The 15,645-nt window shown below is 46.7% G+C and carries 11 protein-coding genes; all 11 read left to right on the top strand.

Annotation, left to right across the window (positions count from 1 at the left end; genetic code table 11):
* Positions 1 to 160 precede the first annotated feature (160 nt).
* The 11 genes from KHZ77_RS03680 to KHZ77_RS03730 all read left to right on the top strand — a co-directional run bounded on the left by KHZ77_RS03680 (position 161) and on the right by KHZ77_RS03730 (position 15,520).
* Positions 161 to 2,254 (top strand): ribonuclease J, encoded by a 2,094-nt coding sequence (locus KHZ77_RS03680; RefSeq protein ID WP_295195842.1) that lies wholly within the window; start codon positions 161 to 163, stop codon positions 2,252 to 2,254.
* Positions 2,255 to 2,471: 217 nt separating this feature from the next.
* On the top strand, positions 2,472 to 3,428 hold the full coding sequence (locus KHZ77_RS03685; protein ID WP_295195844.1) for a DUF2232 domain-containing protein: 957 nt from the start codon (positions 2,472 to 2,474) through the stop codon (positions 3,426 to 3,428).
* Positions 3,429 to 3,449: 21 nt separating this feature from the next.
* Complete coding sequence (locus KHZ77_RS03690; RefSeq protein WP_295195846.1) at positions 3,450 to 5,471, top strand: DHH family phosphoesterase; 2,022 nt, start codon at positions 3,450 to 3,452, stop codon at positions 5,469 to 5,471.
* Complete coding sequence (gene rplI / locus KHZ77_RS03695) at positions 5,468 to 5,914, top strand: 50S ribosomal protein L9 (protein ID WP_295195848.1); 447 nt, start codon at positions 5,468 to 5,470, stop codon at positions 5,912 to 5,914. The genes KHZ77_RS03690 and rplI overlap by 4 nt, the downstream gene beginning before the upstream one ends.
* A gap of 64 nt (positions 5,915 to 5,978) precedes the next feature.
* On the top strand, positions 5,979 to 7,328 hold the full coding sequence (gene dnaB / locus KHZ77_RS03700; RefSeq protein ID WP_295195850.1) for a replicative DNA helicase: 1,350 nt from the start codon (positions 5,979 to 5,981) through the stop codon (positions 7,326 to 7,328).
* A gap of 184 nt (positions 7,329 to 7,512) precedes the next feature.
* The gene (locus KHZ77_RS03705; protein WP_295195852.1) at positions 7,513 to 8,841 is read left to right on the top strand and encodes a M48 family metallopeptidase; all 1,329 of its coding nucleotides are present in this window, start codon (positions 7,513 to 7,515) and stop codon (positions 8,839 to 8,841) included.
* A gap of 62 nt (positions 8,842 to 8,903) precedes the next feature.
* A complete protein-coding gene (locus tag KHZ77_RS03710) occupies positions 8,904 to 10,031 on the top strand; it encodes an Ldh family oxidoreductase (RefSeq protein WP_295195854.1) in 1,128 nt (375 codons plus the stop codon).
* A gap of 124 nt (positions 10,032 to 10,155) precedes the next feature.
* Complete coding sequence (locus tag KHZ77_RS03715) at positions 10,156 to 12,159, top strand: molybdopterin-dependent oxidoreductase (RefSeq protein ID WP_295196302.1); 2,004 nt, start codon at positions 10,156 to 10,158, stop codon at positions 12,157 to 12,159.
* 35 nt (positions 12,160 to 12,194) lie between these two features.
* On the top strand, positions 12,195 to 12,449 hold the full coding sequence (locus tag KHZ77_RS03720; protein WP_295195856.1) for a hypothetical protein: 255 nt from the start codon (positions 12,195 to 12,197) through the stop codon (positions 12,447 to 12,449).
* A gap of 46 nt (positions 12,450 to 12,495) precedes the next feature.
* Positions 12,496 to 13,845, top strand: coding sequence for a branched-chain amino acid transport system II carrier protein (gene brnQ / locus KHZ77_RS03725; protein WP_295195858.1), 1,350 nt, complete (start codon positions 12,496 to 12,498; stop codon positions 13,843 to 13,845).
* 244 nt (positions 13,846 to 14,089) lie between these two features.
* On the top strand, positions 14,090 to 15,520 hold the full coding sequence (locus KHZ77_RS03730; RefSeq protein ID WP_295195860.1) for an amino acid permease: 1,431 nt from the start codon (positions 14,090 to 14,092) through the stop codon (positions 15,518 to 15,520).
* Positions 15,521 to 15,645 lie beyond the last annotated feature (125 nt).

Consider the following 15,645-nt stretch of genomic DNA (forward strand, 5'->3'; position numbering starts at 1 on the left):
AGCGGTCCTTCTTTTTGTTATGCTTTTAATGAAATAGAAAGTTTTTTTTTTTTTATGAAGATTTATTTAGATGATTTTTTGTGAAATTAATTTAGATGAAGATTTATTTAAAAGAAGATGTATTCAGCATTAGTATTACATAGGAGGATTTAGATTTAACATGATAGATCAATTGGAAAAGTTAATTGGCAGCGAAGTCGCTGCTACCGCTAAAGCAGACGGAGCAACAATGAATGGCAATGAAGGGGCTGTAAAAGAAGCCGGTGCTTCCGCTGAAGGCAAAAGCCGTCCACGTCGTACGATGAAACGGGCGGAAGGAAATGGCGAAGGACATAAGACAACGCGCCGCAATACACGCAATAATGCAAAAGGCAATGCCCCTAAAGACGGTGAAGGTGCTAAAGCCGGCCGTTCCGGTAAAGGTAAAAATGCCGCTGCCGCTAAAACAGAAGGAGCTCATCACAGTGCATCTCCTAAAAAAGGCGAGCATAAGGGCAATCGCAATGGTGGTAAAGGCCGTTCTTCAGAACGCATGAACCAGCCTAAGTTTGAAGTAATAACCGACGAAGCCGAATTGAGTAAAAACGGCGGTCACAAAAAAGACAAGCTTATGATTATTCCATTGGGCGGTCTTGGTGAAATCGGTAAAAACATGACTGTATTCCAATATGGCGATGATATTATCGTATTGGATGCAGGCTTGGCCTTCCCTGAAAATGACATGCTCGGCGTAGACATTGTCATTCCTGACATGAGCTATTTAATTGAAAACAAAGATAAAGTGCGCGCCGTAGTTATTACTCACGGTCACGAAGACCATATCGGTTCTTTGGCGTATCTTTTAAAAGAAATCGATGTGCCTGTATACGCAACTAACTTGGTATGCGGTCTCATTGAAGGCAAATTGCGCGAAAACCGCGTAAGTGCGAAAAAACTTAATGTAGTGCAGGCCGGCGATGAAATTCGCATCGGTGCTTTCAAAGTTGGTTTCATTCAGACGAACCACTCTATTCCTGATGCATGTGCCGTTTACTTTGAAACACCTGTGGGCATCGTAGTTCACACCGGTGACTTCAAAGTGGACCAAACTCCGGTTGACGGCAAGTTGATGGATGTTCATAAATTCGCTGAATTGGGCAACCGCGGCGTATTGGCGCTCATGTCCGACTCTACAAACGTAGAAAAACCTGGTTTCACACCATCTGAAAGCACGGTAGGACCTGCTTTACTTCGTGCCGTAGGTGAAGCACGCGGCCGTGTTGTATTGGCTACTTTCGCGTCTAACGTATCCCGTTTACAACAGGCTTGTGATGCGGCTGTTGCGTTCAAACGTAAAGTTATCGTATTGGGCCGCAGCATGGTCAACGTTTCTGAAATCGCTCAGGAACGCGGCTATTTAACAGTGCCGGAAGGTACTTTCATCGATGTGGACGAAATGGGTCGTTACCGCGATGATGAAATCATGATTTTAACAACAGGCAGTCAGGGCGAACCGATGGCGGGCTTATCCCGTATGGCGACGAACAATCATCGCACCATCGAAATCACCCCTAATGATACAGTTATTATTTCCGCTACCCCAATTCCGGGCAATGAAGGCGCTGTTGGTCGTACAATCGACAACTTATTGCGCTTAGGTGCGAATGTAATTTACGGTCGCGATCGCGGTATTCACGTATCCGGTCACGGCAGTCAGGAAGATTTGAAAACTATGCTTAACCTGGTTCGCCCTAAGTTCTTCATTCCTGTTCACGGCGAATACCGTATGCTTAAAAAACACGGTGAATTGGCTGTGTCCATGGGCTTGGTAAAACCTAACCATGTACTCGTTGGCGACAACGGACAGATCTTCGAATTTACCAGCCGTACAGGTCGCAAAGCCGGTCATGTAACGGCAGGCAAAGTCTTTGTTGACGGCCTTGGCGTTGGCGATGTAGGCAATATCGTTATTCGCGACCGCCAGCAGTTGGCGCAGGAAGGTATGGTTATCGTGGTTATGGCCATGGACCGTGCGAGCGGCCAAATTGTATCCGGCCCTGACATCGTATCCCGCGGTTTCGTGTATGTACGTGATGCGGAAGATTTGATGAACGAAGCGCAACATCGTGTGGAAAACGTAATTGAAAAATGTGAAGCGTCTCAGATGAAAGATTGGGCAACCATTAAATCGCAGGTGCGTGACACATTGGGTAAATTCCTTTACGAAAAAACACGCCGTCGTCCAATGATTCTTCCAATCATTCAGGATGTATAAGAAAATTGTTAATTTCACAAGTGAATACATGGCTGCATGTATTTGATAGATCTGATTAGTCACGGAGTTTGAATAAACCGATGATATAAGATGATTTTTCTCACATGTAGATTATATATATTCGTTTGGTGTATAATATAGACGTATGACTCTATTGTCATACGTCTATTTGCATAAACAAGGGGGACTAAGGCCCCTGTTTTGTAGGAGTGTGATTATGAATCAAACTAATACGAGAGCTGTGGTGGAAACCGGCTTTTTAACGGCTCTTATTATGGTGTTTACCTTAATCGGGCAATCTGTGCCGTTCTTATATATGTTGGTTACCTTGATGGTGCCGGTAGTGTTGGTCGTTTTGGCCACGCGGCATGGAATTCGTTGGAGTGTGTTGGCTGTAGTTACTTCGGCCATTGTAATGGCCTTTTTTATTTCGCCGCTACAATCATTGATTCAGGTGTTGTCCGTAGGGCTGCCTGCGTTGGTGTTGGCCTATGGATATGAAAAAGGTTGGTCTGTAAGCAAATTACTGACGATTCCAACGTTAGTATTTATGGTGATGTTTCCTATTGAAACGTGGCTCAGCTTCAAGGTTCTCAATGTGGATCTCATGACACTGTGGAATCAGGAACTGAACAATGCTATGAATACGATTGAAGAAAGTTATCGTAATCAGGGTCTTCTGGAAGAGCAGGTACAAAGTCAGCTCACCATTGCCAGACAGGCAATGGAACAGTTTACATATATGATTGTGGCGGCCACATTTGCCGGTATCGTTGCACTTAACTATGTAATCTGTTGGCTGTCCAATATTATTATCAGCCGTGGCGGCGGTATGCCGCGCCGGTTACCGGGCGTATCGGAATGGACAATGCCGAAATGGTCCGTGTACTTGTTCTTATTGGGCCTGATTTTACAATATTGGGTGAATATATACCCTTGGCCATGGCTTAACTTTGTGGCGACAAACTTCTTTACCCTGGGGATTTACATGTTATTGGCACAGGGCATTAGCTGTTTGTGGTATATTTTAAAGAGTTACAATTATGGAAAAACTCTTCGAATGCTGATTATTTGTGTTAGTCTGATGATGGGCTATGCTGTAATCGGTGTGGGGCTTCTTGATTTACTTATGAATCTCCGCCGCCGATTCTCGAAGCGCCAAAGTGAGGACTAAACGGGGATAAGGAGCGAATGTATGAATGCGAATAAAGGCTATTATGGAACTCTGCAGACGACAGCCTTAATTATCGTCGGAGTTTTATTATTAGTCATTTGTTGGTTAAATTGGATTATGGCTCTGTTCAGCCTCCTGTTTGCAGTGGTGGCTTACTTAATTGCGGCCCGTTCACTGTGCAAAGAGCAGCGAAAGCTGACGGAGCAATTTGATACGATTGCAAAAGGGATTACGCAGGCTACGAATTTTGCGATTCAAAACTTGCCGACCGCCATCGTGATTATTGACAGCAAGGCGAGACTTTGCTGGTACAATAGCGTATTTCGCGATTGGATGCCGCAGGATTTAGATAAGACACAACGTCTTAACTCATTTATTCCGAGTTTGCGACTAGATAAATTATGGGGTAAATCGGGCTTCTTTATTGAGCAGATTGAAAACCGTACATACCGCATAATTTACAAATTTATTGAAGGCGATGCGCCGAGTCCTTGGGAAAAACGGGACGGCGCCCCTGAATCGTATATGGCCTTCTATTTTGACGATATTACCGAGTCGGAACAGCTTCGCCATGAGGCGGAAGCGATGGCACCGGCCTTCGGCTTCCTCATGATGGATAACATTGAAGAAGTGACTAAAGGTCTCAGTGATGTGGAATACACCAACCTGTGGGCGGACATTAACAATGCCATCGTAGAGGAAATCGACCAGTACGACGGCTTTGTGCGAAACTATACGGAAGATTCGTATATTTTCTGTGTATCCAAAGAGTCCCTCATGGATATGATTAATCATAATTTCCCATTGTTATCGAAGGTACATAACCTGCCTACGAGCCGACGCATACCGGCTACGATCAGTATCGGTATTGCCGTAGGCGAACCGTCCATTAAAGAGCAGTCCGAACGGGCGCGCTCCGCTCTGGAATTATCTTTAGGGCGTGGCGGGGACCAGGCCAGTGTGTACATTGGTAAAGATTTGAAATTCTTCGGCGGCAAAACACAAGGGGCCGAAAAGAATACTCGTGTTCGTGCCCGCGTAGTGGCGCAGGCCATCAAGGAATTGATGGATGATGCGGATTCCGTTATTGTTATGGGTCATGAACGAGAAGATTATGACAGCATCGGTGGTGCTATCGGCGTGGCAGCTATGGCCCGCGCGGCCGGTAAACCGGTACACGTGGCTGTAAGCGATCAGACCGTGGCGATTAAGAAATTGTCCGATTTGTTCCCAACGGAACCGGGCTTTGAAAGTCTCTTGATTACACCGCAGGCGGCGGAAGATTTTGTGACCGATTCCACGTTGGTATTCGTGGTGGACGTGCACAGACCGGATATGGTGGCGGCGCCGAGAGCGTTGCAGTTGTCGAAACGACGCGTCGTTATCGACCATCACCGCAGAGCGTCCGACTTTATTGAAAAGCCGTTGCTTACATATTTGGAACCGGCTTCTTCGTCAACCAGTGAGTTGGTAACGGAGTTGATTCAATACTTTGCGGATCCTATCGCATTGAACGTGGTGGAAGCCAGTGCGCTTTACGCCGGTATCGTGGTAGATACGAAGAACTTCGTCGTTCAGACGGGGTCGAGAACATTTGATGCCGCATCGTTCTTGCGCCGTTCCGGTGCGGATTTGTCGATTGTGCGGCATCTGTTTATGGAAAGCTTTGACAGCGTACAGTTGCGGGCTAAAATGCTGGCTGATGCGGAACGTTTTGACGGCTTGGCCATTTCCTTCTGTCCGGAAGGAATTCAGAATGCGTCCATCATATCGGCGCAGACGGCAGATAAACTTACGACCATTGAAGGCATTGGGGCAGGCTTTGTGCTTTACAGCCTGGCTGACGGCGGCATCGGTGTAAGTGCCCGTTCTCAGGGAGCAATTAACGTACAGCTTATTATGGAAGCGCTTGGCGGCGGCGGACATCGTACAGTGGCAGGCGCCCAATTATATGATATGACCATGGAAGAGGCAGTTGAGGCCGTGAAACGAGTGGCCCGCCAACAAGTCGCTGCCATGAAAGAGGAGGAGAAGTCAGAATGAAAGTAATTTTATTGGAAGACGTGAAAAAAGTAGGTAAACGCGGCGAAATTATAGAAGTCAGCGAAGGCTACGGCCGTAACGTGTTGATTAAAAAAGGTCAGGCTTTGGAAGGTACTCCTGCCAACCTTAACAATGCGAAACAAAAACAGGCTTCTCAAGCTCACAAGAAACAGGTGGACAATGACGAAGCTAAAATTTTGGCCAGTCAGTTGGCAAAAGTGCAAGTACGCATTCCTGTAAAAATGGGTGAAGGCGGCCGTGTATTCGGTTCCGTTACTGGTAAAGACATCTCCGATGCGTTGGCAAAACAGTTCAACGTAGATGTGGATAAGAAGAAAATTGAATTGAAAGATCCTATTAAAACTTTAGGCGTACATGATGTGGTGATTCGTGTACATCCTGAAATTACGACAACAATCAAAGTTGAAGTAGTAGAAGGTTAAGAATAAGGATACGCTTAAGGCACCCAATCTGATTGGGTGCCTTCTTTAAAAAGGAGTGACATATATGGCAGAAGCACGTATTCCGCCCCATAGTCTGGATGCGGAACGAGCTGTTTTAGGGGCCCTGTTAACGGGGGAAAATGTGTATGACAGCATTAGCAGCATTGTGGCGGAACAGGATTTCTACCGCGATGCGAACCGTATAATTTTCGGCGCCCTGCAAAATATCATTTACGCCAATAAACGTGCTGACTTGATTTTGCTGACTGATGAATTGACGCGCATGAACAAACTGGATGAAGTGGGCGGTGTTGCGTACATTACGTCCTTAACCGACTCACTCAGCGTTTACAATGTGGAGGAACATGCCCGCATTGTAGCGGAGAAAGCACAGCTGCGCCGTCTCATTTCGGCAGGTGATCAAATCGTAGGCATGAGCTATGAAGCGAACGATTCAGCGGAAGAAATTGTAAATAAGGCGGAACAACTCGTGTTGGGGGTAAGTGGACAGATTAAAGCAAACACAGGCTTTTCCTCCATCGGTAACATCGTGGAAGAAGTAGTTAACCGCGTCGGCGAATTGGCGCAGTACAGCGACAGCTTGAGCGGTGTGCCGACAGGCTTTATTGACTTGGATAAACTTACGAATGGCCTGCAACCGTCAGACCTTATCTTGGTGGCGGCCCGTCCGGCCATGGGTAAAACGGCGTTCACTTTGAATATTGCAACGAATGTGGCGTTAGAATCCAAGTTGTCGGTAGCCTTTTTCTCTTTGGAAATGTCCAAGGCGCAGCTGGTAAGTCGTATTCTGTCCTCCGTTGCGCAGGTTAGTTCTGAAAAATTACGTCGTGCACAGTTGGATGCGGACGACTGGAACCGTGTGGCCAAAGCGGCGGAACTCATGGGGAGTGCCCGCCTGTACATTGACGATACGGCGGATATGACCCCACAGGATATGCGATCCCGCTTGCGCCGCCTGAAAGTGGATCACGGTCTTGATTTAATCATCATTGACTATATTCAGTTGATGAAGGGCCGGAGCGGTAAAAACTCGAATGCTGAAAATCGTCAGCAGGAAATTTCAGAGATTTCTCGAAATCTTAAAATAATGGCCCGTGAATTCAATGTGCCGTTAATCGCTTTGTCACAGCTCAGCCGTGCGGTGGAAATGCGTCAAGATAAGCGCCCGCTCCTCAGTGACCTTCGTGAATCCGGTTCGTTGGAGCAGGATGCGGATATTGTAGCGTTCCTGTATCGCGATAAGTATTACACCAAAGACGAAAACGCTCAGGATATTACGGAAGTTATTATCAGTAAACACCGTAACGGTGCACTGGATAATATTAAACTTCTCTTTGATGGAGCGCTTACACGATTCCGCAATACTACATCGCGACCTGATGAAGGAATGTAAAAGCAGTTAGCCTATAGTCGTTTACATATCACATAAAGTGTATAATTCGGCTTATTTATAAAAAGAATATCTGTCTATTGAGACAGCATAAAAAATCTTTCTATTCCTAAAGATAATTTATTATAGAACCTAAAGTAATTTACGAGTGTGTGTGAAATAATTAAGGGTAAGGGAGTGTAAAACTATGAACGTATGGCGTAAGCGACTGAGTATTATGCTGGCCGGAGCGATGTTGACATTCGGCGCCGGCGCGCAAGTTTCCCAGGTGCAGGCCGCATCGGCATTAGAGATTTTGCTGGGCGGTGCAATCGGCATGGCGGAAGTTCACCAGATGGTATCCAAGATGGATGATACCCCGGAAGGACAGATGGAAAGCTTGAAGAAGTATAAAGAGCTGACCGGCGTTTATGACAATCCGGCTTACCAGGAACGGGTGCAGCATATTTTAGATACGCTCACTCAATCGCCAAAAGTAAAGCGCTCCTATGTAGTCTATGTAAATCCTGATAATGATATCAATGCCTTTATGGCAATCGGCCGCGTTATGTCGGTCAATAAGGGTACCATGGATTTAATGACTGATGATGAGCTCGCCTACATTATGGGCCATGAAATTGCTCACGGTGAAAACAAGGACGGCGTGCGCGGGTTGAAGAAACAACTGGGCGTGCAGGTGGCCGTCGGTGCCGCTACGGCTGATGCCGGAACGGCCAGCATTTTACTGGGCAATATTGCAGGCCAGTATTTGACGAAGCAAGTGTTCTCCGTGTCACAGGAAAAGAACGCCGATGAATTGGGCTTCGCTATTTTAGCGGACAGCCCTTACAATTTGGGCGGCGCCCCTATGTCTATGTACACGATTCGTGAAAAATATGGCGAACTCTATCAAGAAGGATTGGCGCAGATTATTAATCCGAACGACCATCCGAAAAGCTCCAATCGCATCAATGAAAACTTACAGCGCATCTATGATTACTCCGGTAAAAAAGTATCCGTAAAAGAAGATTACGTTTACATCAACAACAAGCCGGTGTATAAAGGCGAACCTTGGCAGCAATTTACCGGTGAAGAACGGGCGTTCTTTATGGCCGGTAAATTAGCACGTATTTTCCATGATAAAAAAGAAGTGCCTACCACTGTTGACGGCAGTGTGGTATATATGGGAAATACGCCGGTTGTTACGGCCGGCAGCAGTGCGGTAGCGCAAGAGGTAAGCAGCGCTATAAATAATGCTATGAGCGGACAGAAACAGACTGAATCCGCAAAGGATAAGAAGGCGGACAGCAAAACTACGTCCAAAGATAAAAAGGCAGATACTAAGACAACATCTAACGATAAGAACGTATCAGCCAAGGATACACAGAATGGAACTTCTGTAACATCCACTTCTACCGGTACGGATTCCGGCAATGCAGGATCAACGGTTACTGTTTCGAATAAAAAATCCGATAACTCATCGGATAATAAGCCCGCATCGGCATCTTTCAAGAAATGGGGGAACATTGGAGATTAAATGAGAACACGAAGACAGTAGAGCAGTAGTATTTGGTAAAGAGCCACTAAGGAGGCCTTGTTATGGAACACACAGTTATTTGTACGTATGACCAATTAAATCGCTTATGCATGGATGCATTTAAGAAGTTTGGATTTTCTGAAGAAGAGGCGGCGATTATTCGTGACGTATTGCTTATGGCCGATATGTACGGCATTGACAGTCACGGGGTGCAACGTTTAGTGCGTTACCAAAAACATATTCAGTGCGGAAAAATTGAAGTGGGTGTTAAACCGGAAGTGGTATTTGATACTCCGGTAACCGCCGTTGTGGACGGTCATCACGGCATGGGCCAATTGACCGGTCATTTTGCCATGAAACTGGCTATTGAAAAGGCTAAGAAAATGGGCGTCGGTCTCGTAACGGCTCGCAACTCCAATCACTACGGCATTGCCGGCTACTATGCCAATATGGCTGTTGAAGAAGGCCTTATCGGGTTCTCCTCTACAAACTCAGAATCATTGATGGTACCGACATTCGGTCGTAAAGCTATGTTAGGATCGAATCCGCAAGCTTGGGCCGCACCGGCAGAACCATACAATTTCCTCTTTGACGTGTCCACTACAGTAGTTACGCGCGGCAAATTAGAAATCTACAATAAATTAGGCAAGAAAATTCCGAATGGCTGGGCCGTTGATGCCAATGGTCATCCAACTGATGATGCGCAATTAGTATTGCATAACATTACTCATGGCTTGGGTGGCGGCATTATGCCTTTAGGCGGCAGTACGGAAGAATTGGGCTCTCATAAAGGCTACGGTAATGGCATGGTAGCGGAATTGTTCGCGTCCATCCTGTCTTGTGGCGCTACATCTAATCATTTAGGCGAAGGCGGCAAAGCCAATACCTGTCATGGTTTTATGGCGATTAATCCGGCTTTCTTTGGCGATGCAGCAGCTATGAAAGCTCATATGTCCACATTGCTTGAAGAACTTCGCAACAGCCCTAAAGCGGAAGGTCAGACACGTATTTACACCCATGGTGAAAAAGAAGTGGAAGCCTATAAACATCGTCAGGAACACGGCATTCCTGTTATCGACATGACGATGCTTGAAATGTACAATCTCTGTGAATCGGTAGGCTTGAAATTCAGCGACTACTTCGGCGACTACATGCCACCGGCAGCAGGGGATTACAAAGGAAGCTATTAATCTGTGCGCATTTTTTATTAATAAAGTGATTATGAATCAGGAAACGGATGTGAAGAAAGCGATGACAAATTCTGACTACAGTAATCAAAGGGCTACGAATAACGGTCGATTAGCTATGGATGGGATTCGTCTGCAAAATTCCGTCTGTCCTTATGACTGTCCCGATGCGTGCGGTCTCATTGTGAAGGTAAAAGGCAATGAAGTTCTCGGTGTGAGCGGTAATCCGAATCACACCTATACACGAGGAACATTGTGCCCGAAAATGGTTCATTATGAGCATACGGTGCATTCGCCGGACCGTCTCACTACGCCGTTAAAGCGGATAGGTCCGAAAGGAAGCGGCCAATTTGCGCCCATTTCGTGGGACGAGGCGGCTCGTGAAATTGCGGCTCGTTTCAAAGAAGCCATCGAAACTTATGGCGGTGAAAGCATTATGCCCTATTCCTATGCAGGAACAATGGGGCTTATTCAGAGTGCCGCCGGCGATCCGCTCTTTGCACGGCTCGGTGCAACGCGTCAGGACCGGGGGATTTGCTCCCCGGCGAAACGCCACGGCTGGCAAGTGGTGATGGGGAAAACATTCGGTACCCGTTCGCAGGAAATGGCGGACAGTGACCTGGTTATTTTGTGGAGCCTTAACGCCATTAACACGAATATTCATATTATGCACGATGTGAAAAAGGCTCGTGCGCGTGGCGCCAAAGTGTGGGTAATCGACATTTACGAGAGCACCACTTGCGACATCGGTGATGAAGTGGTGATTACAAAACCCGGCAGTGACGGCGCTTTAGCGCTTGGTATGCTGCATATATTGGAACGGGACGGACTGGTTGACCGCGACTTTATCAATCAATATGTGCAGGGCTATGATGAATTGAAAGAGCAGATTTTGCCTCGATATACGCCGGCTTATGTGAGTGAACTTACGGGCGTTAGTGAAGCGCGTCTGGAAGAACTGGCGGCCGCATACGGTCATGCGAAAGCGCCATTTATCCGCTTGGGCAGTGGTCTGTCCCGCTATGGAAATGGGGCGATGACGGTGCGAACCGTTCTTTGCTTGCCTGCCGTTGTTGGTGCTTATGCAAAACGGGGCGGCGGATTTTTGAGCAGTACATCGGGCAGCGCCTTTGTGGGCAAACAGATTATGGCGTGGTCCGCTCATACAGACAATCCGGCACGTCTTATCCCTATGATAAAATTGGGCCCGGCCCTGCATGACACGGAAAAACCGATTAAGTGTCTCTATATTTACTCGTCCAATCCGGCCATTACGCTGCCGGACCAGAATGTTGTGCGCAGCGGTTTGATGCGGGACGATTTATTTACTGTTGTCCATGAACGGTTTATGACCGATACGGCGAAATATGCTGATATTGTGCTGCCTGCGACCACGTCGCTGGAACATGATGACATTTACAATTCGTATGGCCATTACTCTATCGGTGTAGGCCTCAAAGCCATTGAACCGGTCGGCGAAAGTCGTTCGAATTGGGACACCATTCGCACCATTGCCAAAGCTATGGGCATAGAGGACGAGTTCTTTGACAAGAGTTCGTATGACCTGATTCTAGATACATTGGATGCGTCTGCCACGCTGACGGACGATGAAAAGGCGCGCATTTTGGCTGGCGAACCGGTGGAAATGCGCTTGCCGGACAATTATAAAATGGACTTTAAAACGCCATCCGGAAAAATTGAAATATTGAATGACACGGAAGAAGAGCCATTGTCTACATATACGGAACCGCACGGTGATGATGCGGCGTACTGGCTCATCAATGCACCGGATCCTCGAATCTTAGATTCGTCGTTCAATGAACGCGACTTTACTGTAAAAGGTTCCCAAAAACCTTTGATGGCGGCCTATGTACATCCGGAGGATCCTGTGGCGTCCAAAGTAAAAGATGGTCAGACCGTATACTTGTCTAACAAACGAGGGCGTGTAGAAATTCCGCTTTTCTTCGACAAGCGGGCGGCGAAAGGCACTGTAGTAACGTATGGTGTGTGGAGCCAGCGCTATTCGTCAGACAAAAAAGTGGGTATCAATGTGCTTACGGCAAGTCGCTCCACCGACAAAGCCGATGGCAGCACATTTTATGACGTGAAAGTTAATATTGAAGTCATGTGATGGCATGGGGCCGTCCTAAGTGACTGCGGACAAAAATGCCCATGAATGACTTACAAACGGATAGAAAATATCCACGTCAAAATGACTTTATAAAAGATGGCAAAAATAGTGCTAAAAAAATATTTTTAAAAAATTTTTTTGATAAAAATGACACTGTTTCAAGCAGTCTGAGAAACAGCACCAACACAGGTTACATCAAGAAAAAAGCCGCTCAAAAACAGGAGCGACTTTTTTCATTTTTGTTAACTTTTTGCAAGGACACTGAAAAAATACATTTGTCCATCCTCTAAAACTGTTGTATAATAAAGTCCAAATTATGAAAAAGGAGAGATTTCTATGGACAATCAAGCAAATTTGAACAACCGCGCCTATATAGCTATAGGCCTCATGTTATTCGCACTGTTCTTCGGAGCGGGTAACCTGATCTTCCCGGCAGCCTTAGGGCAACAGGCCGGCGAAAATGTATGGTGGGCTATCTTCGGCTTCATCATTACCGGTGTAGGTTTGCCATTACTGGGGGTTATGGCAATGGGCTACTCCGGCTCGAAAGATGTGCAGGCTCTTGCAAGTCGTGTACATCCTGTTTACGGATTTATTTATACGGTACTTCTTTATTTATCAATCGGACCTGCCTTCGCAATTCCTCGTACAGGCACTGTATCTTATGAAATTGCTGTTCGCCCATTCTTATCCGGCGGCGGTAGCGAAATGGCGCAGGGCATTTTCCTCGTTGTTTTCTTTGCAGTTACTTTATGGTTGGCAATTACACCGGCCAAACTGGTTGACCGCATCGGTAAAGTGTTAACACCGTTACTGTTGTTGACAATCTGTATCTTGATTGTCAAATCCCTTGTAACGCCAATGGGCGATTACATGCCTCCAACTGAAGCGTACGCTACACCGGGTGTTGCTGTACTTCAAGGTTTCCTTGACGGTTACAACACATTGGATGCGTTGGCTTCTCTTGTATTCGCTATCTTGGTAGTTCAATTCGTTACTTTATCCGGGGCCAGCTCCAAAGAACAAGTAACTGCAGCTACATTTAAAGCCGGCATCATCGCCGTTGCCTGCTTAGGCTTTGTGTATGTCTTCATCGCCAACTTGGGCGCTACCAGCGTTAGCCGTTTAGGCATGCTTGATACAGGGGCTCCTGTATTGGCAGGTAGTGCGCAAATCCTTATCGGTAACGTAGGTGCCATCATCTTGGCCATCATCGTTTTATTGGCCTGCTTAACTACAAGTATCGGCCTCGTAACATCCTGTGCAACATACTTCCACAGAGTGTACTCCGGCTTAAGCTACAAAGCATATGCCGTACTTTTCTCAGTCGTATCCTTCTTTATCGGCATGTTCGGTTTGAAAACAATCATTGTTTCCACCATTCCGGTATTGATGTTCTTATACCCATTGACTATCGTAATCATCGCGTTAGCATTCTTGGATCGTTTCTTTGACGGCCGTCAATGCGTTTACGCATGGAGCATCGGTTTGACTTTAATCGCCGCTTTTGTAAGTGGTGCTGAAACAGCCGGTATCAGCTTAGGCTCTTTCGGTCAGGCTTTTGCGACATATGTACCATTCCACGTAGTGGGCATGGGCTGGGCGCCATTTGCCGTTGTAGGCTTTGTAATCGGTTTAGTTCACAAAGCTGTTGTTAAAAAAGCGGCTGTGCCTAAAGAAGCGTAAGAGTTCGCCGTAAGTCAGACTTTACAGATATGCGAGTTTTCCCCGAAATTAGGATTAACCGCATATCAGGGAATAAGTCACAGATGTAAAATTAAAAATCATAAGACAGTAACTTCACGAATGATGAGGTGGAAAGAGAGAGCCGCCTTACATGAAATTGAAGTTACTGTCTTTTTTTTCTAGTCCTAACGCCCGGTTCTGTGTATAATAGGGAAGGTAGTTAATGTAGCATAGGAGGAATATTGTGACTTGGTTTCGTAGAAAGCCATTGGCCGATTTGACGGCTGTGGCTGAGGAGAAAAAGTTGACCCGTGCACTGAGCGCCTTTGATGTAACCCTGTTGGGCCTGGGCGTAATTATCGGTACGGGTATTTTTGTTTTAACAGGTATCGGGGCCGCCACGTATGCAGGCCCGGGACTTATGTTGTCGTTTGTATTGGCCGCCATAACTTGCGCCTTTGTGTGCCTCGCTTATGCGGAGCTCGTATCTATCTTGCCTGTATCGGGCAGTGCGTACACCTATACATACGCTTCACTGGGCGAGTTCTTCGGCTGGTGGGTCGGCTGGGGATTGGTACTGGAGTATTCTGTAGGGGCCAGTGCGGTAGCCGGTGGATGGTCCGCTTACTTGGTGGGCATATTACATGCCGGCGGTATTGATTTACCGAAGTCGTTGACCGCTGTACCTCATGACGGGGGCATCGTAAACTTACCGGCCATGTTGATCGTATTGTTTGCCACTTTTTTGTTGGTTCTGGGCATTCGGGAAAGTGCGAAAGTGAATCGCGTGTTGGTACTTATTAAAATCGCCACCATTTTCCTGTTCATATTTTTAGCAGGCCCTCATGTAGACCCAATTAATTGGGAGCCATTCCTGCCGTTCGGCTGGCAAGGCGTGGCTGCAGGGACAGGCATTTTATTTTTCGCATACTTAGGTGTAGATGCGCTGGCAACGGCGGCGGAAGAGACGAAGAATCCGAAGGTGGATATGCCGGTGGGCATTATGGCGTCCTTGATTATTTGCACCATTTTATACATTGCGGTGAGCGCGGTTATGACCGGGGTTGTACCGTATCCGCAACTTGACACGGCGGCTCCGGCCACGTATGTGTTGGAATATATCGGCTCCCGTGCAGGATCCGCTATTGTGGGCACCGGTGCACTATGCGGTTTGTCCACTGTATTGCTGGTCATGATTTATGCGCAGACCCGTGCGTTTTACGCTATGAGTCGTGACGGGCTGATTCCGAAAGGACTCTGTAAAATTCACAAAAAATATCATACGCCGCACATCATCACCATGATTGTGGGCGTCGTAGTGTCCTTGATTGCGGGTTTCACGCCAATTCATATTGTGGCTGAAATGTGTTCCGCCGGAACACTCTTCGCATTCATGTGCGCTTCCTTGGGCGTTATGGTATTGCGCCGTGTATATCCGGATGTGAAACGCGATTTCCGTTGTCCGGCCGTATACATCGTGGCCCCATTAGCCATCTTGTTCTGTGGCTTTGTATTCTCGCAGTTGTCCGCTCATACTATCGAGCTCTTCATAAGCTGGAGTATTTTGGGCGCTTTAATCTATGTGTTCTACAGCCGTAAACACAGCGTGTTGGCTAAAGCACATCGTGAAGAGTTGCAGCTCGGCAATGTTGAAATCGAAGAAAGTATGAAATAAACGTCAGTTAACGTGCTTAGTCAGATTTTTGGCTAGGCATATAGTGTGACGTAAGTGGCGTAGTTCCGTTAGAATTGAATCGCAACATTAAGAAAAACCGGGAGTATTTTCTCCCGGTTTTTTAT

It is taken from the genome of Veillonella sp. (assembly GCF_018364065.1).
Classification (GTDB): domain Bacteria; phylum Bacillota; class Negativicutes; order Veillonellales; family Veillonellaceae; genus Veillonella_A.

What these genes read in the sequence shown, in the direction of transcription:
- KHZ77_RS03680 (WP_295195842.1), top strand. Translation starts at nt 161, where the DNA reads ATGATAGATCAATTGGAAAAGTTAATTGGCAGCGAAGTCGCTGCTACC.
- KHZ77_RS03685 (WP_295195844.1), top strand. Translation starts at nt 2,472, where the DNA reads ATGAATCAAACTAATACGAGAGCTGTGGTGGAAACCGGCTTTTTAACG.
- KHZ77_RS03690 (WP_295195846.1), top strand. Translation starts at nt 3,450, where the DNA reads ATGAATGCGAATAAAGGCTATTATGGAACTCTGCAGACGACAGCCTTA.
- rplI (WP_295195848.1), top strand. Translation starts at nt 5,468, where the DNA reads ATGAAAGTAATTTTATTGGAAGACGTGAAAAAAGTAGGTAAACGCGGC.
- dnaB (WP_295195850.1), top strand. Translation starts at nt 5,979, where the DNA reads ATGGCAGAAGCACGTATTCCGCCCCATAGTCTGGATGCGGAACGAGCT.
- KHZ77_RS03705 (WP_295195852.1), top strand. Translation starts at nt 7,513, where the DNA reads ATGAACGTATGGCGTAAGCGACTGAGTATTATGCTGGCCGGAGCGATG.
- KHZ77_RS03710 (WP_295195854.1), top strand. Translation starts at nt 8,904, where the DNA reads ATGGAACACACAGTTATTTGTACGTATGACCAATTAAATCGCTTATGC.
- KHZ77_RS03720 (WP_295195856.1), top strand. Translation starts at nt 12,195, where the DNA reads ATGCCCATGAATGACTTACAAACGGATAGAAAATATCCACGTCAAAAT.
- brnQ (WP_295195858.1), top strand. Translation starts at nt 12,496, where the DNA reads ATGGACAATCAAGCAAATTTGAACAACCGCGCCTATATAGCTATAGGC.